This is a genomic window from Pseudomonas sp. PMCC200344, assembly GCF_030053095.1.
In the GTDB taxonomy this organism is placed as follows: Bacteria; Pseudomonadota; Gammaproteobacteria; order Pseudomonadales; family Pseudomonadaceae; genus Aquipseudomonas; species Aquipseudomonas svalbardensis.
This window is the reverse complement of sequence record NZ_CP125618.1, coordinates 1,104,506-1,128,545: the sequence shown is the minus strand read 5'-3', so window position 1 is coordinate 1,128,545 and position 24,040 is coordinate 1,104,506. Positions and strand designations below refer to the sequence as shown.

20 protein-coding genes are annotated in these 24,040 nt (G+C 58.9%); 16 read left to right on the top strand and 4 right to left on the bottom strand.

The annotated features are described in order from the left end of the window. The 4 genes from moaD to QFW87_RS04935 all read right to left on the bottom strand — a co-directional run bounded on the left by moaD (position 1) and on the right by QFW87_RS04935 (position 3,685). Positions 1-243, bottom strand: a complete 243-nt coding sequence (moaD, locus tag QFW87_RS04950; RefSeq protein WP_283183044.1) for a molybdopterin converting factor subunit 1 — start codon at positions 241-243, stop codon at positions 1-3. Beyond that, the gene (gene moaC, locus QFW87_RS04945) at positions 240-713 is read right to left on the bottom strand and encodes a cyclic pyranopterin monophosphate synthase MoaC (protein ID WP_283189950.1); all 474 of its coding nucleotides are present in this window, start codon (positions 711-713) and stop codon (positions 240-242) included. The genes moaD and moaC overlap by 4 nt, the downstream gene beginning before the upstream one ends. Positions 714-816: 103 nt before the next feature. Further along, on the bottom strand, positions 817-2,211 hold the full coding sequence (locus tag QFW87_RS04940; protein ID WP_129438280.1) for a PhoH family protein: 1,395 nt from the start codon (positions 2,209-2,211) through the stop codon (positions 817-819). 349 nt (positions 2,212-2,560) lie between these two features. Continuing rightward, positions 2,561-3,685, bottom strand: coding sequence for a polysaccharide deacetylase family protein (locus QFW87_RS04935; protein ID WP_283183043.1), 1,125 nt, complete (start codon positions 3,683-3,685; stop codon positions 2,561-2,563). Positions 3,686-3,914: 229 nt separating this feature from the next. Here QFW87_RS04935 and yaaA point away from each other — a divergent pair, with 229 nt between their 5' ends. From yaaA to QFW87_RS04855, 16 genes are all read left to right on the top strand, one after another. After that, entirely contained in the window at positions 3,915-4,694 is a 780-nt protein-coding gene (gene yaaA / locus QFW87_RS04930; protein WP_283183042.1) for a peroxide stress protein YaaA, read from the top strand. A gap of 807 nt (positions 4,695-5,501) precedes the next feature. Then, the gene (locus QFW87_RS04925) at positions 5,502-6,818 is read left to right on the top strand and encodes a nucleotide sugar dehydrogenase (protein ID WP_283183041.1); all 1,317 of its coding nucleotides are present in this window, start codon (positions 5,502-5,504) and stop codon (positions 6,816-6,818) included. Between the two features lie 120 nt (positions 6,819-6,938). Continuing rightward, positions 6,939-8,423 carry a mannuronan synthase gene (gene alg8, locus QFW87_RS04920; protein ID WP_283184522.1) on the top strand — a complete coding sequence of 495 codons (1,485 nt, stop codon included), beginning with the start codon at positions 6,939-6,941 and terminating at the stop codon, positions 8,421-8,423. 35 nt (positions 8,424-8,458) lie between these two features. Further along, on the top strand, positions 8,459-9,628 hold the full coding sequence (locus QFW87_RS04915; RefSeq protein ID WP_283189949.1) for an alginate biosynthesis protein Alg44: 1,170 nt from the start codon (positions 8,459-8,461) through the stop codon (positions 9,626-9,628). 12 nt (positions 9,629-9,640) lie between these two features. After that, positions 9,641-11,047, top strand: a complete 1,407-nt coding sequence (gene algK / locus QFW87_RS04910) for an alginate biosynthesis TPR repeat lipoprotein AlgK (protein WP_283183039.1) — start codon at positions 9,641-9,643, stop codon at positions 11,045-11,047. Continuing rightward, entirely contained in the window at positions 11,044-12,531 is a 1,488-nt protein-coding gene (locus QFW87_RS04905; RefSeq protein ID WP_283183038.1) for an alginate export family protein, read from the top strand. Before algK ends, QFW87_RS04905 begins: the two co-directional genes overlap by 4 nt. 26 nt (positions 12,532-12,557) lie before the next feature. Further along, positions 12,558-14,147, top strand: coding sequence for a mannuronan 5-epimerase AlgG (gene algG, locus QFW87_RS04900; protein WP_283183037.1), 1,590 nt, complete (start codon positions 12,558-12,560; stop codon positions 14,145-14,147). A gap of 10 nt (positions 14,148-14,157) precedes the next feature. Then, positions 14,158-15,606: an alginate O-acetyltransferase gene (locus QFW87_RS04895; RefSeq protein WP_283189948.1), complete on the top strand. Its 1,449-nt coding sequence runs from the start codon at positions 14,158-14,160 to the stop codon at positions 15,604-15,606. A 7-nt stretch (positions 15,607-15,613) separates the two neighbouring features. Then, a complete protein-coding gene (locus QFW87_RS04890; RefSeq protein WP_283183035.1) occupies positions 15,614-16,738 on the top strand; it encodes a mannuronate-specific alginate lyase in 1,125 nt (374 codons plus the stop codon). Between the two features lie 295 nt (positions 16,739-17,033). Next, positions 17,034-18,599, top strand: a complete 1,566-nt coding sequence (locus tag QFW87_RS04885) for an MBOAT family protein (RefSeq protein WP_283183034.1) — start codon at positions 17,034-17,036, stop codon at positions 18,597-18,599. An 11-nt stretch (positions 18,600-18,610) separates the two neighbouring features. Next, a complete protein-coding gene (locus tag QFW87_RS04880) occupies positions 18,611-19,789 on the top strand; it encodes an alginate O-acetyltransferase (protein WP_283189947.1) in 1,179 nt (392 codons plus the stop codon). Positions 19,790-19,803: 14 nt separating this feature from the next. Continuing rightward, entirely contained in the window at positions 19,804-20,460 is a 657-nt protein-coding gene (locus QFW87_RS04875) for an alginate O-acetyltransferase AlgF (protein WP_283183032.1), read from the top strand. A 106-nt stretch (positions 20,461-20,566) separates the two neighbouring features. Then, a complete protein-coding gene (locus QFW87_RS04870; RefSeq protein ID WP_283183031.1) occupies positions 20,567-22,018 on the top strand; it encodes a mannose-1-phosphate guanylyltransferase/mannose-6-phosphate isomerase in 1,452 nt (483 codons plus the stop codon). Positions 22,019-22,254: 236 nt separating this feature from the next. Then, the gene (locus tag QFW87_RS04865; protein ID WP_283189946.1) at positions 22,255-22,719 is read left to right on the top strand and encodes a multidrug transporter; all 465 of its coding nucleotides are present in this window, start codon (positions 22,255-22,257) and stop codon (positions 22,717-22,719) included. 32 nt (positions 22,720-22,751) lie between these two features. Next, positions 22,752-23,579: an SDR family oxidoreductase gene (locus QFW87_RS04860; RefSeq protein WP_283183029.1), complete on the top strand. Its 828-nt coding sequence runs from the start codon at positions 22,752-22,754 to the stop codon at positions 23,577-23,579. Continuing rightward, positions 23,576-23,974, top strand: a complete 399-nt coding sequence (locus QFW87_RS04855) for a DUF4440 domain-containing protein (RefSeq protein ID WP_283189945.1) — start codon at positions 23,576-23,578, stop codon at positions 23,972-23,974. Before QFW87_RS04860 ends, QFW87_RS04855 begins: the two co-directional genes overlap by 4 nt. Positions 23,975-24,040: the final 66 nt, after the last annotated feature.

The window sequence follows — 24,040 nt, the reverse complement described above, 5'->3', positions numbered from 1 at the left end:
TCAGCCTCCGGTCACAGTCGGGAAAAATGCCACTTCATCGCCATCGCTCACCGGCTCATCGAGCTGGCACAGGTCTTCGTTGCGGGCGCACATCAGGTTCTGTTCGCTCAGCACATCGGCACCCTCACGCTGGGCCAGCAGCGCACGCACATCGTCGACCGTAGCGAAATCACCTTCAACCTTCACCGAGTCCACGCCGAGCGCTTCACGGTAACGGGCAAAAAACTTTACGGTGAGGTTCATGGCTGATCCGCCTGGAAATGGCCGCTCTTGCCGCCGAGTTTCTCCAGCAGGCGCACGCTTTCGATGGTCATGCCGCGATCCACAGCTTTGCACATGTCGTAGATAGTCAGCGCCGCGACGCTGGCGGCAGTCAGGGCTTCCATCTCTACGCCGGTCTGCCCGGACAACTTGCAGCGCGCGACGATGCGCACGGTGTCGTCGCCTTCGGCATTGAGTTCGACCTTGACGCCGGTGAGCAGCAGCGGATGGCACAGAGGGATCAGATCGCTGGTTTTCTTCGCGGCCTGAATGCCAGCGATACGCGCCACGGCGAACACATCACCCTTGGGGTGACCGCCGCTGACGATCATCTGCAGGGTTTCGGGCAGCATGCGCACGAGGGCTTGGGCCGTTGCTTCACGGAACGTCACGGATTTTTCAGTGACGTCGACCATATTGGCGCGGCCTTGGGAATCGAGATGAGTCAGCACAGGGATACTCCTGATCAGGAGCACCGATTGTAAACCTGTGGGTCAAATTTCGGCCATAAAAAACCGGGCGGCCTGCGCAGGCCGCCCGGTTCTGTTGAGGCGATTACAAATGCGATTCGGCGTATTCAGCCAGAATCGAACGTGGCACCCCTTGCAGGGTGATGTGCACACCGTTGGGGAAATCCTTGAAGCGCTCTGTCAGGTACGTCAGCCCGGAACTGGTCGCGGACAGGTAAGGGGTGTCGATCTGCGCCAGGTTACCCAGGCACACCACTTTGGAACCGGCGCCGGCACGAGTGATGATGGTTTTCATCTGGTGCGGCGTGAGGTTCTGGCACTCATCGATCAGGATCAGACTCTGCTGGAAGCTGCGGCCTCGAATGTAGTTGAGGGATTTGAACTGCAACGGCACTTTGCTGAGGATGTAATCGACACTGCCATGGGTGTTTTCGTCATCCATGTGCAAGGCTTCGAGGTTGTCGGTGATGGCGCCCAGCCAAGGCTCCATTTTTTCCGCTTCAGTGCCGGGCAGGAAACCGATTTCCTGATCCAGGCCCTGCACGCTACGGGTCGCGATGATCCGGCGATAACGTTTGCTGACCATGGTCTGCTCGATCGCCGCCGCCAGTGCGAGGATGGTTTTACCGGAACCTGCTGCCCCGGTCAGGTTGACCAGGTGGATATCCGGATCGAGCAAGGCGTACAGCGCCAGGCTTTGATAGATGTCACGCGGTTTCAGGCCCCAGGCTTCCTGGTGCAACAGGGGTTCCTGATGCAGGTCGAGAATCAGCAGCTTGTCTTCCTCGATCTCCTTGATCCAGCCGACAAAACCCTGTTCGTCGATGATGAACTCGTTGATGTGCACCGCCGGCAGGTTGTCGATCAACTGCACTTGGTGCCAGGTGCGGCCATGATCCTGACGGGTGTCGACATTCCTCACACGGTCCCAGAAGGAGCCGGTCATGTTGTGATAACCGTTGGGCAGCAGCGACACGTCGTCAACCAGTTGGTCGGTGCTGTAGTCCTCGGCCGCAATCCCGCAAGCCCGGGCCTTGAGGCGCATGTTGATGTCTTTGGTGACCAGCACCACGGGCAGCTTTGGTTCGCGCGCGTGCAGGTCGATCAACTGGTTGATGATGATGTTGTCGTTCAGGTGCTCAGGCAGAATGATGTTCGGTTCGGCACGTTTGCTCATCAAAATTGACAGCAAACCCTTGGGCCCACTCTTTCCGCGCTGGATCGGCACACCGAGTTCGACATCTTCGGGGCTGGCATCGCCCAAAGTCTTGTCGATCAGGCGAATCGCCTGTCGGCATTCCGCAGCCACGCTGTGATGCCCGCTCTTGAGCTTGTCGAGCTCCTCAAGCACGGTCATCGGGATGGCGACGTGATGTTCTTCGAAGTTAAGCAGGGCGTTTGGATCGTGAATCAATACGTTGGTATCGAGTACATAAAGGATTGGCTGGTTGGAGGAAGAACTACGTCCGTGATCATCCATACTCGGTCACCTTTGTGGGAGCCAGTCGACGCAATACCGTGACAGTGCTGCGCCTCGAAGTGGCCACCGAATTCACCCCGCACTACCGACAAAGAGCGGACGCAAGTGAACTGCATCAAGCTGGGTCTTGGAAGACGCCACCTGTCTGCAGGTTTCGGCGGTCTGTCTTCGTAATACTCCAAAACCTGTGACAGAAAAAAGTACTTTGACGTTTTTTTGAAGTTTATTTTTCAGAGTGACCAATAGCACTAGGCGGATTGCCATCATCCCGTTAAAGTCGGAAGTCCGCCTGCATCGAATTCTCGCCAAAAATCACTCATCGCCCAATGTTTACGGCCTTTCGCCGTTTTCAGCGAAACGCGTCCTGACAGTCTTCCCAGCCGATTCCGCTTTGCGCCGTTTGCGTGATGAGCCAGGGCATCGCCGTTTTCAGCGCATCCTGCTTCACGTTGAAGTTGATCACCCCGTGGCGCCACAACAGCATCAGGCTCAACACCCGTTGCGCGCTCTGATTGGCTTTTAGCTTGCCGGCACCGTCCTGGGCATCGATATCCCACAGCGCCACCTGCAAGCCTTGGGATTTGAAGAATCCTTCAGCATCAGACCGACGCTGACCATCGGGCGGCCGAAACAATGGCACGTAGTTCTCGGGCAGTTTGCTTTTGACCAGATCGACGCTGCGTCGCACCGAGTCCTGCCAGTCCTGCCAGTGGCTGTGGGAGCGAAACTCCCAGCCTTGCGCGCCAATGCACTGCTTCGAGTACGTCGCTTGCAGGCTGGCTACCGAACGATCGGCCAGACGGGCCTGGATGTCCTTGCCGAGGACGAAGAACGTGCCGCTCATGTTCGACTTGCGCAGGTATTCCGTGGCCCAGGCGGTGTTATCCGGCGCGGTATTGGCGGCACTGTCGAAAGTCAGCAAAAACAGCCGGTCATGCATCTGATCGCCGTTGCGCTCATAGTCGCCAAAACGATCGACTTCGCTGCTGGTTTGCGGAAACAGCGCTGCCTTGCGCAATTGCTCGTCCAGGTACTGGGCGTGGAACAGTCGGCTCGGCTCGGCCCACTTTATGTAGTAGCTCTCATCGCTGACCTGAAACTTGGCGGCTTGCTGGCGCAGGGTGTCCATGTCCTCGACCAGGAAACAGAAGGAGGCATCCTGATCGCAGCTCTGCTGGGCGTAGTTGTAGTTGGTCAGCAGTCGCTGCCACATGCGCTGGCGCAGGTTGTTGATCGATTCCAGATTGACCGTGCGCAACCCCAGGCGCTGGGCAAGGCTCACTTCATCCAGGGATTCGCTGGCCAACAGGACGCGAGAAAACATGAGGATCTCGGCCCGTGATGCCACATCAAACAGGGTCGGGCTGTTGAGCTGTTCAGGCCAGGTGCTGCGATCAAGCGTCGCCACATCGCCCGACGCCGCCATGGCACCAAAGCTCAACAGCCAGGCCGAGAATAGAAAAACGATACGCAATGGGATGTCTCCATAACAAAACCCGCGCGGCACTATATCGCGGGAAGATCAAAAGATCGCAGCCTCGCTTCGCTCGACAGCTCCAGATGTACGCGCACAGTAGGAACTGTCGAGCGGAGCGAGGCTGCGATCTTGTTCCATGGCACCACCGATCACCTATGACGCTCATAGCTGGAGTCAACACGGACAACCCCCTAGAATCGCCCCCACGATTAAAGGAGACGACTTCATGCTGATGGTGATTTCCCCCGCCAAGACCCTCGATTACGAAACACCGCCGGCGACCCAGCGCTTCACCCAGCCACAATACCTCGACCATTCCCAGGAGCTGATCCTGCAATTGCGCGAGCTGGCCCCTGCGCAGATCAGCGAGTTGATGCACGTCTCCGACAAGATCGGCGGGCTCAACGCCGCGCGTTTCGGCAGCTGGACGCCCGCGTTCACTCCGGAAAATGCCAAGCAGGCACTGCTGGCATTCAAGGGCGACGTCTATACCGGGTTAAATGCTCAAACCTTCAGCGAGGCCGATTTCGATTACGCCCAGCAGCACTTGCGCATGTTGTCCGGCCTGTACGGCCTGCTGCGCCCACTGGACCTGATGCAGCCGTATCGACTGGAGATGGGCACCAAACTGGCGAATGCCCGTGGCAAGGACTTGTATGCCTTCTGGGGCACACGGATCAGCGAATGGCTGAACGAAGCCCTGGCCGATCAAGGCGATGACGTGCTGCTTAACCTGGCCTCCAACGAGTACTTCTCGGCGGTCAAACGCAACGCCCTGAACGCGCGCATCATCAATACCGAATTCAAGGATTTGAAGAACGGCCAGTACAAGATCATCAGCTTCTACGCGAAGAAGGCCCGCGGCATGATGACTCGCTTCGTCATTGAAGAGCGCATCAACGACCCGCAAGCCCTCAAAGAGTTCGACGTACAAGGTTATCGCTATAGCGCCGAGCAGTCTAAACCGGACAATCTGGTGTTCCTGCGCGATCACGCCCCCGAGTAAACACCCGGTTGGCGCACGCCTTATTAATGGGTCGTGCGCCACGTCCAATCGTCCAACAATTCCCCGCCCCATTCGTCACTCTACTGACGTCAAAAATCAATCACTCGATTTTCTAACTTTAGCTTCACTCGACTTTGTTGATTCTTTTCAGTAGTGGCACTTAATTTTTTTATCAGTAGTGGCAAATAACCATCTAAACCGACAATAACCCTATGTATCAAGGGCGAAACAGGCGTTGCTATCAATATGAAAGCAGTGCCATCTTTTTCAATATTTCAAGAAATTTCAGAATTCGCGATGGACGGACAGGAACTATGTCCAAATGCGTCGCTCATACCACCGGTAACCATTCTCTCTGAGCTTGTACGAGATAACTTACACAGAGAAGAGATTCACATAGCAAAGTTGTCACATTAACTTCTGCTTACTGATCCCTGATTTGGGCAACACATGAAGGACAGGAGATAAACATCATAAATATCCCCTACAAGGCCAAGGCTGCGCCCCTATAAACGTGCTCACCTGAGCACCCAACCGCTTGATTTACGGGCTTCTGGCCTGGCATTGAGCGCGCAAGACCTTTGCACGAAGGTCTTCTGATTAGAAGATCAGCTGCATAACAGGGCACGCCATAACAATAAAAGCCTAGTTGCGCACATCTTGAGTGAACTTATTTAGACACTCGGAACTTATATGCCTGCACGCGGCATTGTGACGCCTTTAAGGCGCACTTCCGAGTGCACTATAACCGCTGAACACCATTAACTCCGGCCATGTAATGGCTTGATAAACACAGAGGTAATTGCGATGCGCATCAGCATATTTGGTTTGGGTTACGTCGGCGCAGTATGTGCCGGCTGCCTGTCTGCACGGGGCCATGACGTCGTTGGCGTCGATGTTGCCAAAGACAAAATCGATATGATCAACGCCGGTAAATCGCCGATCGTTGAACCGGGTCTGGGCGAGCTTCTGCAGAAGGGTATCGAGACGGGCAAATTGCGCGGCACGACCAACTTCGCCGAGGCGATTCGCGACACCGACCTGTCGATGATCTGCGTCGGCACGCCGAGCAAGAAGAACGGCGATCTGGAACTGAACTACATCGAAGCCGTGTGCCGCGAGATCGGTTTTGTCCTGCGTGACAAGACCACCCGTCACACCATCGTGGTTCGCAGCACCGTACTGCCAGGCACTGTGGCAAACGTAGTGATCCCGATCCTCGAAGACTGCTCCGGCAAGAAAGCCGGCGTCGACTTCGGTGTTGCGGTGAACCCTGAGTTCCTGCGTGAAAGCACCGCGATCGCCGACTACGACCTGCCGCCAATGACCGTCATCGGCGAGTTCGACAAAGCTTCGGGTGACGTTCTGCAATCGCTGTACGAAGAACTCGACGCTCCGATCATCCGCAAGGACATCGCAGTGGCCGAGATGATCAAGTACACCTGCAACGTGTGGCACGCCACCAAGGTGACCTTCGCCAACGAGATCGGCAACATCGCCAAGGCCGTCGGCGTCGATGGTCGCGAAGTGATGGAAGTGGTCTGCCAGGACAAGACGTTGAACCTGTCCCAGTACTACATGCGCCCTGGTTTCGCGTTCGGCGGTTCCTGCCTGCCGAAGGACGTTCGCGCCCTGACCTACCGCGCCGGCTCCCTGGACGTGGAAGCACCGCTGCTCAACTCGTTGATGCGCAGTAACGAGTCCCAGGTGCAGAACGCCTTCGACATCGTCACCAGCCACGGCAAACGCAAAGTCGCCCTGCTGGGTCTGAGCTTCAAGGCCGGTACTGACGACCTGCGCGAAAGCCCGCTGGTTGATCTGGCGGAAATGCTGATCGGCAAGGGCTACGACCTGAGCATCTACGACACCAACGTCGAATACGCCCGTGTCCACGGTGCGAACAAGGATTACATCGAGTCGAAGATCCCTCACGTCTCGTCCTTGCTCAATTCCAATTTCGACGACGTGATCAACAATTCCGACGTGATCATCCTCGGCAACCGTGACGAGAAATTCCGCGCCCTGGCGCAGAACGCTCCACACGGCAAGCAAGTGATCGACCTGGTCGGTTTCATGTCCCAAGCCACCAGCGTGAGTGGCCGGACTGAAGGCATCTGCTGGTAACAAGCGGCATCGGGAGGGTTTGCGGGGGCTCACATCGCCAGCAAACCCTCCCGGCTTTTTCGCCTGCCTTAACCCCATCGGGCCACCCCACAGGCTCGCCCGAGATAGAGACGGATGCAGATTATGCACAGGCTAAAGCACGGCCTACTTCAGGTCGCCGGTTGGCTGTTTTACTTAAGTATTTTGATGGGCATCGCCATGGCGTTGCCTGCGTCCACGTTCGACGCCGAGTCGAAGGACTTCATCCTCCTGATCGGTATCGTCGGTATCTGGCGCTACTCGATGGGTGCTACGCACTTTCTGCGCGGCATGCTGTTTCTGTACGTGGTCTACCCGCACCTGCGGCGCAAAGTGCGCAAGCTGGGTAAAGCGGCAGACCCGTCCCATGTGTTTCTGATGGTCACCAGTTTTCGTATCGACGCGCTGACCACCGCCCAGGTCTACGCCTCGGTGATTCGCGAAGCGATCGACTGCGGCCTGCCGACCACCATGGTCTGCTCCATCGTGGAAATGTCCGATGAGAAGCTGGTGAAAAGCCTTTGGGCCAAAATGAACCCACCGGCTCGCGTAAAGCTCGACTTCGTGCGCATTCCCGGCACCGGCAAGCGCGATGGCCTGGCCTACGGTTTCCGCGCCATCTCCCGCCACCTGCCGGACGACCGCGCAGTGGTTGCAGTGATCGATGGCGACACTGTGCTCGCCGAAGGCGTCGTGCTCAAGACCGTGCCGTGGTTCCAGCTGTTCGGCAATGTCGGCGGCCTGACCACCAACGAGTTCTGCGAAGTGCGCGGCGGCTACATCATGAGCGAGTGGCACAAACTGCGCTTCGCCCAGCGCCACATCAACATGTGCTCGATGGCCCTGTCCAAGCGCGTGCTGACCATGACCGGGCGGATGTCGGTATTCCGCGCCACTGTGGTGACCAACCCAGATTTCATCGCCGACGTGGAAAGCGACTCGCTGCAACACTGGCGCCTGGGTCGCTTCAAATTCCTCACCGGTGATGACAAGTCGAGCTGGTTCAGCTTGATGCGCCTGGGCTACGACACGTTTTATGTGCCGGACGCCGCCATTCACACCGTGGAACATCCGCCGGAAAAAAGCTTCATCAAGGCCAGTCGCAAACTGATGTTCCGCTGGTACGGCAACAACCTGCGGCAGAACTCCCGCGCCTTGGGCCTGGGGATGAAACGTCTCGGCCTGTTCACTTCGGTGGTGCTGTTCGACCAGCGTGTGTCGATGTGGACGTCGCTGCTGGGTCTGACCGTCGCGCTCATTGCCACCTTCAAATACGGCGCCGCGTTCATCCTGGTTTACCTGCTGTGGATCGGCATTACCCGCCTGATCCTGACCGTGCTGCTGTCGTTGTCCGGTCACACGATCGGCCCGGCCTACCCGGCGATTCTCTATTACAACCAGATCGTTGGCGCGCTGGTGAAGATCTACGTGTTCTTCCGCCTCGACCGACAGTCCTGGACTCGCCAGCCCACTTCCCTGACCCGTGATCTCGCCAGCTTTCAAGGTTGGTTCAACACTTGGTCGTCTCGGACCATGACCTTCTCCGCCGGCAGCATCTTTGTTGCTGTGCTGCTGCTGATGGTCTGACCGAACTCGCCTGAATTAACTAGGAAATCGTCCATATGAATACCGCCGTCAACGCCAACGTAGTGCATGAATCAGAAGCCCAGCGCCAACACGCCCGAGTAAAAATTCCGGCCAAGCTGCGTTTCTTCGGTCCTGACCGGACCCCGGTCGAAGCTCGGGTCATCGACCTCTCCGCTGGCGGCCTGGCTTTCAACGCCGGTCCGCTGCCATTGAAGATCGGCGATGTGTACAAGGCTCGCCTGCAGTTCGTTATCGATAACCTCGGCCTGGCCATGGACGTCGAGTTACTGGTGCGCTCCCACGACCGCGAAACCGGTCGTACCGGTTGCCAGTTCCAGAACCTCGAATCTCAGGACATTTCCACCCTGCGCCACCTGATCACTTCTCACCTGGCCGGCGACATCGTCACCATGGGTGAAGTGCTGGCCACCCTGCAACGCGACAACTTCACCAAGGCGCGCAAGGTCAAGGATGACGGCCACGGCATGACCCCGTTCGGTCGTCTGCGTGCCGTGACCTTCAGCTTCGCGATATTCCTCGTCGGTCTGACAGCATTCGGCTTCATTTTCAAGTCGGTGTACGGCATGTACTTCGTCAGCCACGCCCAGGCCGGTTTGGTCAGCGTGGCGGGCATGAACATCACCATGCCGCGCGACGGCACGGTGCAGAGCCTGGTGAAAACCGACGGCGTTGCGGCCAAGGGCGCCCCGCTGGCGACGTTCAGCACCAGCATGCTCGACGTACTCAAGGGCCATCTGGACGATAACCAACTGCAACCGGCCAAGGTTGAAGAGCTGTTCGGCAAACAAATGACCGGCACCCTGACGTCGCCGTGCGATTGCACCGTGGCGCAGCAAATGGTCGCCGACGGCCAGTACGCCAGCAAGGGCGACGTAATCTTCCAACTGGTGCCGCGTAACAGCGAAGCCAACGTTGAAGCGCGCTTCTCCTATCGCCAGTTCGGCGACGTGCTGCCAGGCAGCACCGTCAGCTTCCAGATCGCCGGCGAAGACAAAACCCGCAGCGGCACGATCGTCAGCAGCACCAGCCTGAAAAGCGCCGACCTGTCGTCCGACATCCGCGTGCTGATCAAGCCTGACGAGCCGCTGGACAGCAAATTCGCCGGTCGTCCGGTTGAAGTGAACAGCACTCGTGGTCCGAACCTGAACTGGCTGATCGATAAAGCCATGGCCGCCGGTCGTTAAAAACAAGAGGACATGCCCGTGACTAGCCCACTCAGAATCCTGCCAGTCCCGCTGACTCTGGCCATGGCAATTGCCCTGGCCGGATGCGCCGGCCTGCCCGACCAGCGTCTGGCCAACGAAGCCCTCAAGCGCGGTGATACCACGCTGGCGGCGCAGAATTACCAGCAACTGGCAGACCTGGGCTACAGCGAAGCACAGGTTGGCCTCGCCGATATCCAGGTCGACAGCCGTGACCCGGCGCAGATCAAGAAAGCTGAGGCGACTTATCGCGCTGCGGCCAGCGTCTCGCCGCGGGCCCAGGCTCGCCTGGGTCGTCTGCTGGTGGCCAAACCCGGCTCAACCGAAGCCGAACAGCACGAAGCTGAAGGCCTGTTGAAGAAAGCCACTGCCGCAGGCGAAGGCAACACCCTGATCCCGCTGGCGATGTTGTACCTGCAATACCCGCACAGTTTCCCGAACGTCAACGCGCAACAGCAGATCAGCCAATGGCGCGCCGAAGGCAAGCCGGAAGCGGGCCTGGCCCAAGTGCTGCTCTATCGCACCCAGGGCACTTACGACCAGCATCTGGACGAAGTGGAAACGATCTGCAAAGCCGCGTTGAACACCACCGACATCTGCTACGTCGAACTGGCCACGGTTTATCAGAAAAAAGCCCAGCCAGAGCAACAGGCCGAGCTGATCAAGCAAATGCAAGCCGCTCAGGCTCGCGGCACGGTTTCCGCCCAGCGGGTGGACAGCGTGGCTCGCGTGCTGGGCGATGCATCCCTGGGCACGACCGACGAGAAAACCGCGCAGTCGCTGCTCGAAGGCATCGCACCCGGCTACCCCGCTTCCTGGGTCAGCCTGGCGCAACTGCTCTACGACTTCCCCGAACTGGGTGACGTCGACACGATGATGAAGTACCTGGACAACGGCCGCGCCGCCGACCAGCCGCGCGCCGAACTGTTGCTGGGCAAGCTCTACTACGAAGGCAAAATGGTGCCGGCCGACGCGAAGGTCGCCGAAGAACATTTCAAGAAAGCCGTCGACAGAGAAGTGGCCGCCGATTACTACCTCGGCCAGATCTACCGTCGCGGTTACCTGGGCAAGGTCTATTCGCAAAAAGCGCTGGACCACCTGCTCAAGGCTGCGCGTAACGGCCAGAACAGCGCCGACTTCGCCATTGCCCAACTGTTCTCCCAAGGCAAGGGCACCCGGCCCGACCCGCTTAACGCTTATGTCTTCAGCCAATTGGCCAAGGCCCAGAACACCCCGCAAGCCACCGAGCTTGCGCAAACACTCGAAGCCCAACTGCCGCCTGCCCAGCTCGCCGAGGCCCAACGCCTGTTGAAACAAGAACAGGCCGTTCGTGGTGCCTTGAGCCAGAACACGCTGGAACTGCATGCCCTGGAAGAAGAAGACGGCGAGGAATCCCTATGAAGTTGAATCCATTCGTTAAGGCCGGTATTGGCCTGTCATTCGCCCTGCTGTGGTCGTGCCCGACCCTGGCGGCCCTGACTGAAAGCAAGAACTACGGCCTTGACGTGAAAGTCACCGCCCAGTCCGAAGACGACACTGACCTCGGTACGGCGAGCGGCGGCGACGTCAATGGCGTCGGCCTCGACCTGCGTCCATGGATCTACGGCGAGAGCGGCGCGTGGAGCGGCTACGCCATGGGTCAGGCCGTGACGTCCACCGACATCATCGAGACGGACACCCTGCAACAGTCCGACAGCGACGGCACCCAGGCCACCGACAACGGTGATCGCAAGAGCAAGAAAAACTACCTGGCGATGCGCGAGTTCTGGGTCGGTTACAGCGGCCTTACGCCCTACCCCGGCGAGATTCTCAAGCTCGGTCGCCAGCGCCTGCGCAATGACGACGGCCAATGGCGCGACACCAACATCGAAGCCCTGAACTGGACCTTCGACACCACCCTGTTGCGCGCCAACGCCGGTGTTGCCGAGCGCTTCAGCGAGTACCGCACCGACCTCACCGAACTCGCGCCCAAGGACAAGGATCGCCTGCACGCTTACGCCGATGCGGCGTACCAGTGGAACCCGGGCAACTGGGTCGGCATTCGTGGTCACCACACCCACGATGACGGCAAGCTCGATTACCCGACTCCGGGCGTTGCCGCCGATTCTCTGGACAAGAAAGAGAATGGCGATATCAGCTGGCTCGGCCTCACCGCCGACAGCGATGCCTACAACTGGCGCAACACCAACACCGTCAACTACTGGGGCAGCGTCACCGGCATGAGTGGCGACCGCGACACGGTCAACCCGCTGACCGCCGAGGGCACCGCACCGGCACAAGCCAAAACCAGTGGCAACGTCGATGGCTGGGCCACTGACCTGGGCGTGCGTCTGCGCCTCGATCCGCAATGGCAAGTCGGTGCAGCTTATGCCCGTGCCAGCGCTGATTACGAACAGAACGGCCTGCAAAGCAACCGTTCGAACTACACCGGTACTCGCTCGCGGGTTCACCGTTTCGGCGAAGCGTTCCGTGGTGAAACGAACAACATGCAGTCCGCAACCTTGTTCGGTTCGTGGATGCTCAACGACGAATACGACGCCAGTGTGATCTACCACAAATTCTGGCGCGTCGACGGCAACAAGCCGGTCGGCAGCAACGGCATCAACGCCGTCCAGAACGACACCGACGACGTGACCGGCGCCGTGCTCTCCAGCACGTCCCTGCCGCTGGAAGATGGCAACAAAGACCTCGGCCAGGAAATGGACGTGGTCGTCACCAAGTACTTCAAGCAAGGCCTGCTGCCCGCCTCCTTGAGCCAGTCGATCGATGAGCCTTCGGCCTTGGTGCGGTTGCGTGGCGGTGTGTTCAAGCCCGGCGATGCGTATGGCAAAGGCGTCGACTCGTACATGCACCGCGCGTTTATCGACGTGATCTGGCGCTTCTGATGCGAACCGCTAAGGGAGTTCCTGACATGAACAGTCCGAAGAGAGGCTCGATAACCTTGCTGGCCGGCGCGATGTTGCTGGCCAGCACGGCAGCCTTCGCCACGGTAGAGCCAACCGCTCCCGTTCAAAAAGGCCAACCGGCGACCATTGCCAAAGGGTTGCAACAGGCCAAGACCTACACCGTCAGCAGCGCACCGACCGCGCCGCTGGAGCTGGCGAAGCCGAAACTGCCGGACACCTCCGGCTACACCGCCGAAGCCATCGCCGCGAAAATCGTGCGCACCAAGCCCGGCAAAATCAGCGTACGCCGGATGATGCAGGAAAACGCCCTGAAGGACTTCATCGGCGGCGATAACAAGATGGCCGAATGGGTCGTGCGTCAGCACGGTATCCCACAGGCGATTTTCATCGACGACGGCTACATGAACCTCAAGGATCTGGCCAAGAAAGTACCCAAGCAGTACTTCAGCGAAACCTCGCCGGGTGTATTCCTGGCGAAGCTGCCGATCGTGGTGGGTGAGAAAGGCATCCTGGAAATCGACAAGCAGACCCAGGAACTGCGCCTGTCCCAAGAGGCCGGTTCGTTCCTGGTCAACGACGGTCAGCTGTTCGTGCGTGATACCAAAATCACCGGTTGGAGTGAGAAGGCAAACGGTCCGGCGACGTTCAAGTCGTCGAAGGAATTCCGTCCGTTCATGTTGTCCTGGGGTGGCACCGAGACTTACATCGCCAACAGCAAGATCGCCAGTTTCGGTTATGCCAACAGTAAGTCTTACGGCGTGAGTATTTCCCAATACACGCCGAACATGGCCAAGGTGCTCAAGCGCCCTGAACCGACCGGCTGGATTGTCGGCTCCGAGTTCTCGGACATGTGGTACGGCTTCTACTGCTACGAAACCCGCGACTTTGTGGTCAAGGGCAACACCTACAAAGACAACATCGTCTACGGCATCGACCCGCATGACCGTTCACACGGTCTGATCATTGCCGACAACACTGTGTTCGGGACCAAGAAGAAGCACGGGATCATCATTTCCCGTGAGGTCAACAAAAGCTTCATCTTCAACAACCGCAGCTACGACAACAAGTTGTCGGGCCTGGTGATCGACCGTAACAGCGTGAGCAACCTGATCGCCTACAACGAGATCTACAAGAACCACACCGACGGCATCACCCTCTACGAGAGTGGCGACAACCTGCTGTGGGGCAACAAGGTGATCAGCAACAAGCGCCACGGCATCCGGATTCGTAACAGCGTGAACATCCGCCTCTACGAAAACCTGTCCATGGCCAACGGCCTGACCGGTGTCTACGGGCACATCAAGGACCTGAGCGACACCGACCGTGACATCAAGCTCGATCCGTTCGACGCCCAGGTGTCGCTGATCATCGTCGGTGGCGAACTGGCCGGCAACGGCAGCGGCCCGCTGTCCATCGACTCGCCGCTGAGCGTCGAGTTGTATCGCGTGTCCATGCTCGCGCCGACCAAATCCAGCGGCATCAGCTTCAACGGAATTCTTGGCGAGCGCCAGGATGAAATTCTCGACCTGCTGGTGCGCCAGCAGAAAGCCGTGCTGATCGACCCTGTCGAACGCCAGACCGAAATGCAGGACTGAGGATAATTTTATGCACTCACACTTGATCAAATTACTCAGCCTGTCGGCCCTGACCGTCGGCATTCTCGCGGCCAGCGCCGGCGCTCGTGCCGATGAAGCCAAAGCACCTGCTTTCAGCGCCGAACCGTGCTGCAACCTGTGCCCGGCAGCCCACGACGCGAAAAACTACACCACGCGTTACCAGCAGAACTTCACCACGCTGGTACAGGCTCAGGGCGATTGGCTATTCCGTACGCAAGAAGACTTGCGCACCGAGTTCGACACCACCCCCGCCGGCTACAAACGCATGAAAGAACTGCACGATGCGTTCAAGAGCAAAGGCGTGGAACTGGTCATCGTCTACCAGCCGACCCGTGGTCTGGTGAACCGCAACAAGCTCAAGCCGGAAGACAAGGCCAAGTTCGATTTCGACAAGGCCTTGAGGAACTACAAGACCATGCTCGGCCGTTTCGAGCAGATGGGCTACACCGTGCCGGACCTGTCGCCGCTGACCAACGAGTCGCTGCCTGACACCCTGCCAGCCCACGATTTCTACTTCCAAGGCGACCAACACTGGACGCCGTATGGCGCCCAGCGCACGGCGAAAATCGTCGGTGAGCAAATCAAGAAAATGCCGGCGTTTGCCGACGTGCCGAAACGCGAATTCGAGAGCCATAAGTCGGGTCGCATGGGCAAGACCGGAACGTTACACAACATGGCTGGTCAACTCTGTGGCACCAGCTACGCGATCCAGTACATGGATCAGTTCACCACCGAGCCGAAAGGCGAAGCAGCTGATGGCGATCTGTTCAGTGATTCCGGCAATCCGGAAGTCACCCTGGTCGGCACCAGCCACAGTGGCAAGAACTACAACTTTGCCGGTTTCCTCGAAGAGGCCATCGGCGCCGACATCCTCAACGTGGCGTTCCCCGGCGGTGGCCTGGAAGGTTCGATGCTGCAGTACCTGGGCAGCGAAGAGTTCCAGACCAAGCCGCCGAAGATTCTGATCTGGGAATTCTCGCCGCTCTATCGCCTCGACCAGGAAACCATCTACCGCCAGATGATGGCGCTGCTGGACAACGGTTGCGAAGGAAAGGATGCACAGATGACCGGCAGCACCACGTTGAAACCGGGCAAGAACGAATTGATGGTCAACAGCAAGAACCTGAATCTGCAAAACCGCAGCCACCAGGTTGACATTCGCTTCGCCGATCCGTCGGTGAAAAATCTGCAAGCCACCCTCTGGTACATGAACGGTCGCCACGAGGACATCAAGATCGAAAAACCGGAAACCTCCGATACCGACGGGCGTTTCGCCTTCGAGTTGCGCACGGACGAAGACTGGGCCTCGCAGAATCTGCTGGCCGTCGAAATCCAGGGCCCTGAAGCAGGTGCCGCGCCACAGAAAGTCGAAGCGAAAATCTGCAAACGCAACGTGTTCCCAGGCGCTGAGCAGCGTACCGCTCAGGCCGGGCAATGAGGTTCATATGCAAACCCGAACTTTGAAAAAGTTACTCGCGCCCTCCCTGCTGACTCTGGCGATGTTCGCCGGGGCCACCCAGGCAGCCGCGCCACTGCGTCCGCCGCAGGGATACTTCGCGCCGATTGAAAAAGTCAAAACCGGCGACAAGAGCGAAGGCTGTGATGCGATGCCGACGCCGTACACCGGCTCGCTGCAATTTCGCAGCAAGTACGAAGGCTCCGACAAGGCCCGTTCGACCCTGAACGAGGCATCGGAAAAGGCCTTCCGTGACACTACTGCCGACATCACCAAGATTGAGCGCGGCACCAGCAAGCGCGTGATGCAGTACATGCGTGACGGTCGTCCGGAACAGCTGGAATGCACCCTGAGTTGGTTGACTGCCTGGGCCAAGGCCGATGCGTTGATGTCCAAGGACTTCAACCACACCGGCAAGTCCATGCGCAAATGGGCGTTGGGCAGCATGGCCTCGTCCTATATCCGCCTGAAATTCTCCGACTCGCATCCGTTGGCGAACCATCAGCAAGAGGCACAACTGATTGAGGCCTGGTTCAGCAAAATGGCTGATCAAGTCGTCAGCGACTGGGACAACCTGCCGCTGGAAAAAACCAACAACCACTCGTACTGGTCCGCCTGGTCGGTGATGGCAACGTCCATCGCCACCAACCGCCGCGACCTGTTCGACTGGTCGGTAAAGGAATACAAAGTCGGCGTCAATCAAATCGACGCCCAGGGTTTCCTGCCCAACGAACTCAAGCGCCAGCAACGCGCCCTCTCCTATCACAACTACGCCCTGCCGCCTCTGGCGATGATCGCCAGTTTCGCTCAGGTCAACGGTGTGGACTTGCGTCAGGAAAACAACGGCGCATTGAAGCGCCTGGGTGATCGAGTGCTCGCGGGTGTCGAAGACCCGGAAGAATTCGAGAAGAAGAACGGTAAAGAGCAGGACATGACCGACCTCAAGGTCGACTCGAAATTTGCCTGGCTCGAACCGTTCTGCACGCTCTACACCTGCTCGCCGGATGTGCTTGAGAAAAAGCGCGAAATGCAGCCGTTCAAGACCTTCCGCCTCGGTGGGGATTTGACCAAGGTCTACGACCCGGCGAGTGAAAAAGGCAAAAAAGGTTCGTGAGTTGTGGAGGGGCTGAAAAACAGCCCCTCACCCTAACCCTCTCCCCGGAGGGGCGAGGGGACTGACCGAGGCGTCTGGTTAAGTTTCGGCGACATGCGATATCGAGTCGATCTCAAGTTTTGAAAGCCATCGAGATCAGGCTCCCTCTCCCCTCCGGGGAGAGGGCGGGGGGTGAGGGGTTGGTCTTAAGGCCAACCACACCCCTCAAGGAAACACCGTTTTACCCCTCGATTTCGGTGGGGGGTTTGGGGGGGCCGTTGGCCCTTGACTGTTGGTTAAACATGGAGAGACCGGGATGGTATTTTCATCCAACGTGTTCCTGTTTTTGTTCTTGCCGATCTTTCTCGGCATGTACTACTTAAGCGGAATACGCTATCGCAACCTGCTGCTGCTGATCGCCAGCTACGTGTTCTATGCCTGGTGGCGTGTGGACTTCCTTGCGCTGTTCGCAGCCGTCACCCTGTGGAACTACTGGATCGGCCTCAAAGTCGGTGCCGCAGGCGTTCGGACCAAACCGGCACAACGCTGGTTGCTCCTGGGCGTGGGCGTCGACCTGTGCATTCTCGGCTACTTCAAGTACGCCAACTTCGGTGTCGACAGCATCAACGCGATGATGACCTCCGTCGGTCTGTCGCCGTTCATCCTGACCCACGTGCTGTTGCCGATCGGGATCTCGTTCTACATCTTCGAGTCCATCAGCTACATCATCGACGTCTACCGTGGTGATACCCCGGCGACCCGCAACCTGATCGACTTTGCCGCTTTCGTGGCGATCTTCCCGCACCTGATCGCCGGTCCGGTGTTGCGCTTCCGCGATCTCGCCGACCAGTTCAACAACCGCACCCACACCCTCGACAAGTTCTCCGAGGGTGCCACGCGGTTCATGCAGGGTTTCATCAAGAAGGTTTTCATCGCCGACACCCTGGCGGTCGTGGCCGACCATTGCTTCGCCTTGCAGAACCCGACCACGGGCGATGCCTGGCTCGGCGCGCTGGCCTACACCGCGCAGCTGTATTTCGACTTCTCCGGTTACAGCGACATGGCAATCGGTCTGGGCTTGATGATGGGTTTCCGCTTCATGGAAAACTTCAAACAGCCGTACATCAGCCAGTCGATCACCGAGTTCTGGCGTCGCTGGCACATCAGCCTGTCCACCTGGTTGCGTGACTACCTGTACATCACGCTGGGCGGTAACCGTAAAGGTACGCTGATGACCTATCGCAACCTGTTCCTGACCATGCTGCTCGGTGGTCTGTGGCACGGCGCGAACATCACTTACATCGTCTGGGGTGCGTGGCACGGCATGTGGCTGGCGATCGAAAAGGCCCTCGGCCTGAACACCTCGCCGCGCAGCATCAACCCGATCCGCTGGGCGCTGACCTTCCTGCTCGTGGTCATGGGCTGGGTGATCTTCCGCTCGGAAAACCTGCACGTCGCCGGTCGTATGTACGGCGCGATGTTCAGCTTCGGCGAATGGTCACTGTCTGAACTCAACGCGGCCAGCCTCACCGGCCTGCAAGTGGCAACTCTGGTGGTGGCTTACATGACCCTGGCGTTCTTCGGCATTCGTGACTTCTACAGCAACCTGCCGCCTGAGAAGACCAAGCCTGTTGTGAACGTCGAGGCCGATGGCCCGGCTGCCGCTACGCCTGGAATGATCAAAGCCGTACCGGGCGACAGCCCGGGCAGCATCCACGAGCCTGGCTACACCGTCGGCGTTGAAGCGACTGTGCAACCGGCCTACTGGACTGCGGACTGGTCTCGTTACGTGATGCGCACGCTGGTACTGGTGCTGTTCATCGCCTCGATTTTCAAACTCTCGGCGCAAAGCTTCTCGCCGTTCCTTTACTTCCAGTTCTGAGGGATCTGACTATGACCCGCTCATTACGCATCCTCTACATCGCCCTGTTCATGGTGACGCTGTTGGTCCTGGGCCTGTGGTCCACGCGCAGTTTCCTCGGCTTCAGTACCTCTGCCGAAACGACGGTGCTCAACGGCCGCTGGACCAAAGCCGTGGAAACGCATTACGACGACGAGTTTCCGATCAAGCGTCTGGGCACCAACCTTTGGGCTGCGCTGGATTTCAAACTGTTCAACGAAGGTCGTCCGGGCGTCGTGCTCGGCCGCGATCAGTGGTTGTACAGCGATGAGGAATTCAACCCGATCGTCAACGAAGAGCTGAACCTGCAAGGCAACTACGCGCTGGTTGAAGGCGTGCGCCAGGAACTGAAAGCCAAAGGCGTGAAACTGGTCATGGCGATCGTGCCGGCCAAGACTCGCCTGTACCCGGAACACCTGGGTGAAGTGAAACCTTCGAGCATCCACGCCAACCTCTATGAGGACTTCCACGCTCGCGTGGCGGCCAACAAGGTCCTCGCTCCCGACCTGTTCGGCCCGATGCTGAAAGCCAAGCTGAACGGTCAGCAAGTGTTCCTGCGCACCGACACTCACTGGACCCCGGAAGGCGCGCAAATCGCCGCCGAAACCCTGGCGAAATCCATTACCGACAAATACCCGCTGAGCGGCGAGCCGCAACACTTCGTCACTGAACCTGCGGAGAACGTGACTCACAAGGGCGACCTGCGGTTGTTCCTGCCGCTGGACCCGCTGTTTGAAAACCTGATGCCCAAAACTGAGCCGTTGCAGAAACGCAACACCGTTGCGGCGCAAGACCAGCCGGCCGGTGATGACGCCCTGTTCGCCAACACTGAAGTGCCGGTGGCCCTGATCGGCACCAGCTACAGCGCTAACCCCAACTGGAACTTCGTCGGTGCGCTGAAACAAGCGCTGAACAGCGACGTGGTCAATTACGCCGAAGACGGCCACGGCCCGATTCTGCCGATGCTCAGCTACCTGAAAAGTGATGCTTTCAAGAATAGCCCGCCACAGGTACTGATCTGGGAGTTTCCTGAACGTTATCTGCCTGTGAACAACGAAATCGGTGACGCCGACCCGCAGTGGGTCGCAGAGCTCAAAGAAGCCGGCGTAAACCAACAAAACGTTGCACTAAACAACACTAAATCCGAGACGCCCGACCGGGCGCAAAACTGAAAGAGAGGTACACCATGACTTTCACTACTACTACTCCTCGCCGTCTCGCCAAGACCTTCGCACTCGTTGCAGGCATGAGCGTTCTGTCGATGTCCGCCTTCGCAGGCGATGCCGCGCTCTATGGCCCGACCGCACCGAAAGGCTCAAGCTTCGTGCGTGTCTACAACGCCGGTAACGCTGAAGTCAGCGCCACCGTCGGCACCACCAACCTGGCCGAAGTCGCGCCGCTGTCCAGCACTGACTTCAGCTTCATGCCGGGCGGCGACTACAGCGCCAAGGTCGGTAGCCAGTCCCTGCCGGTGAAACTGGCCGGTGATCACTATTACACCCTGGTCAACAACGCCAGCGGCGCACCGCAACTGATCGAAGAGCCGCCGTTCAAGAACAAGCAGAAATCCCTGGTTCGCGTACAGAACCTCAGCGACAAAGCACTGACCCTGAAAACCGCTGACGGCAAGACCGAAGTGGTCCCTTCCGTGGCCGCCAAGGGCCGTGGCGAGCGTGAAATCAACCCGGTTAAAGTCAGCCTGGCGCTATACGATGGCGACAAGAAAGTCGGCGACGTGAAACCGGTTGCCCTGGAACGCGGTGAAGCCGCCGTGCTGTACGTCACCGGCACCGGCAGCAGCCTGGCGCCAGTCTGGGTAAAACGCCCGGTTTCGACGCGCTAATCATTTTGCCGGGTAGCCCACGGGCTACCCGGACACGGAATAAGAACAAGAGTGAAACGACAGAACGCAGTAGCTCTGACCCATACGATATTCAAGGAGTAACAACATGATTCCGGTGATCTTGTCAGGTGGTAGTGGCTCACGTCTTTGGCCGCTTTCGCGCAAACAGTTTCCTAAGCAATTCCTCGCCCTGACCGGCGAACAAACATTGTTCCAGCAAACTCTGGAACGCCTGGTGTTCGAAGGCATGGACACCCCGATCGTTGTCTGCAACAAGGAACACCGTTTCATCGTCAACGAGCAGCTGGGCGCCCGTAAACTGGACGTACAGCGCATCCTGATGGAACCGTTCGGCCGCAACACCGCACCAGCCGTGGCCTTGACCGCACTGATGCTGGTCAACGAAGGTCGCGACGAATTGATGTTGGTGCTGCCAGCCGACCACGTGCTGGAAGATCAGAAAGCCCTGCAACGCGCCCTGGCCCTGGCCACGGTCGCTGCAGAAAACGGCGAAATGGTGCTGTTCGGCGTACCGGCCACCAAACCGGAAACCGGCTACGGCTACATCAAGTCGGCCAATGATTCGCTGCTGCCCGAAGGCGTCAGCCGCGTCTCGCACTTCGTCGAAAAACCGGACGTGAAACGCGCCACCGAGTTCGTCGAGTCCGGCGGTTACTTCTGGAACAGCGGCATGTTCCTGTTCCGTGCCAGCCGTTTCCTCGAAGAGCTGAAAAAACACGATCCGGACATCTACGACACCTGCGTGCTGACCCTGGAACGTAGCGAGCAGGATGCCGACACGGTCGACATCGACTCCGCCACCTTCGCTTGCTGCCCGGACAATTCCATCGACTACTCGGTGATGGAAAAAACCCAGCGCGCCTGCGTTGTACCGCTGACCGCAGGCTGGAGCGATGTCGGCTGCTGGTCGTCGTTGTGGGAAGTGAATGAAAAAGACGCCAACGGCAACGTCACCAAAGGCGATGTGGTCATTCAGGACAGCAAAAACTGCATGATCCACGGCAACGGTAAACTGGTGTCGGTGATCGGTCTGGAAAACATCGTGGTCGTCGAAACCAAGGACGCCATGATGATCGCCCACAAGGACAAGGTCCAAGGCGTGAAACAGATGGTCAACACCCTCAACGAGCTGGGCCGTAGCGAAACCCAGACCCACTGCGAAGTCTATCGTCCGTGGGGCTCCTACGACTCGGTGGACATGGGCGGCCGCTTCCAGGTCAAGCGCATCTCGGTCAAACCGGGCGCGTGCCTGTCGCTGCAGATGCACCACCATCGCGCCGAACACTGGATCGTGGTCAGCGGCACGGCTGAAGTGACCTGCGACGAAAACGTGTTCTTGCTGACTGAAAACCAGTCGACCTACATTCCGATCGCCTCGGTCCACCGTCTGCGCAACCCGGGCAAGATTCCACTCGAAATCATCGAAGTGCAATCGGGCAGCTACCTGGGCGAAGACGATATCGAGCGGTTTGAAGATATCTACGGTCGCTCTACCCCGATCGACCGCGGCGTATCGGTGAAAACCATCGCGCGGTAATTGATCTGTAACACCAGAAGCCCCCGTCCGACTCGCTGCGTTTCCCTTTCCGCAGCGGGTTGGGTGGGGGCTTTTTTTGTCTGGCGTTTTTGTTGCCTCCGCGGGCCTCATCGTCGGAACGCCGCCCGGACCAAGCTCGCGATGAGGCCATCACTTCCATCAACAACAATCAAGCCCATCGCCAACCGCACCCACGCTTAGGTAGGATGACCTTCTCCCCTCCCGAGGTTTGCGTCATGTTCATCGGCGTCCTGCTGGTCATCACCTGGCTGATTTTGTTGCTGCGCTACCCGACCAAGGCGTTGCCGGTCTCCGTCGCGGCGGCCATTGGATTGGGTGTGGTGGCAACGTGGGTGATCTGGATGGACAACCGCGAGGTCAAGCAACTGGCGCGCCTGGAGTTGCGCATCACTTATGCGCCCGAACACTGCCCGGCGGACCGGCCGTTGCATCTGAAAATGAACAACGGCAACGACGTGCCGCTGACCGAACTGCGCTGGCGCATCGCCGCCTATGCGCCGGGCGACACGGTCAATCTGGCCGACAATCAATACGCCGCACCGCGCTATCGCGGCCCCGGCGAACTGCAGGCCGGCGCGAACTGGGAAGACTGTTTGCCCCTGCCGCCGCTGCGCCCGGGCTATCGCCCGCAAACGCTAGAGTTTCGCGCTGAGCGTTTGCAAGGTAGTTTCTCCGATTGATCTTCCCTTCCTCTTTGCACAAGGACCGCGCCATGCCCGTTGCGTTAATTACCGGTTGCTCCAGCGGCATTGGACGCGCCCTCGCTGATGTGTTCAAAAATGCCGGATACGACGTCTGGGCCAGCGCCCGCAAGGCTGAAGACGTGGTGGCCCTGGCCGCTGCCGGTTTCACCGCCGTGCAACTGGACGTCAACGACGGCGCCGCACTCGAACACTTGAGCGAGCGCATCAACCAGCAACATGGCGGCCTCGACGTGCTGATCAACAATGCCGGTTATGGCGCCATGGGGCCGTTGCTCGACGGCGGTGTGCCGGCCATGCAACGGCAATTCGAAACCAACGTGTTCGCCATCGTCGGCGTCACCCGCGCGATGTTCCCGGTGCTGCGCCGGGCCAAAGGTCTGGTGGTGAACATCGGCAGCGTGTCCGGGGTTTTGGTCACGCCATTCGCCGGCGCCTACTGCGCCTCGAAAGCGGCAGTGCATGCCTTGACCGATGCGTTGCGTATGGAACTGGCGCCGTTTGGCGTGCGGGTCATGGAAGTCCAGCCGGGCGCAATCGCCTCGAGTTTTGCCAAGAATGCCGGTCATGAGGCTGAGCAGTTGATTACCGAACAATCGCCGTGGTGGCCGCTGCGTGACGGCATTCGCGCACGGGCCAAAGCCTCCCAGGACAACCCGACCCCGGCCAGTGAATTTGCCGCCGGCTTGCTCAAGGCCGTACAGCAGAGCAAACCACCGCGCCTGATTCGTCTGGGCAATGGCAGTCGGGCGTTGCCGTTGCTGGCGGGGCTGTTACCTAAAGGGCTGCTGGAGGCGGGGTTGATGAAGCGGTTCGGATTGAAGGGGCAACTTCCATGACTGATTACACCGAATACTTTGACGAAGTGATCCAGGCCCACGTCGCCATTGAGCAATGGTTGGCCGAGGAACAGGACGAGCCGGCGCTTGAACAGTTGCTGACCCGGTTTTCGCCACAGTTTTCCATGGTCTCGCCGTTGGGCCGGGTGCTGGATTTCGACGCGTTGAGCGAATTGTTTTTGATGGCGGGCGGGAAGAAACTCGGGTTCAGAATCGAGCTCAGCGAGTTGCGCGGTGTTGCCCTGTATGACGGTGGCGCGGTGGTGAGTTATCGCGAGCAGCAGACGGATGCAACCGGTCTGCACTCTGACAGGCGTTCGACGGTGGTGTTTGAGAAGCAGGCGGATGGCAAGGTGGTTTGGCGGCATTTGCATGAGACGTTTTGCAAGGGCTGAGCTGTCGCCTTTTAGCTGCGGGACCGAGTTGCCCCCTTCGCGAGCAGGCTCGCTCCCACATTGGCC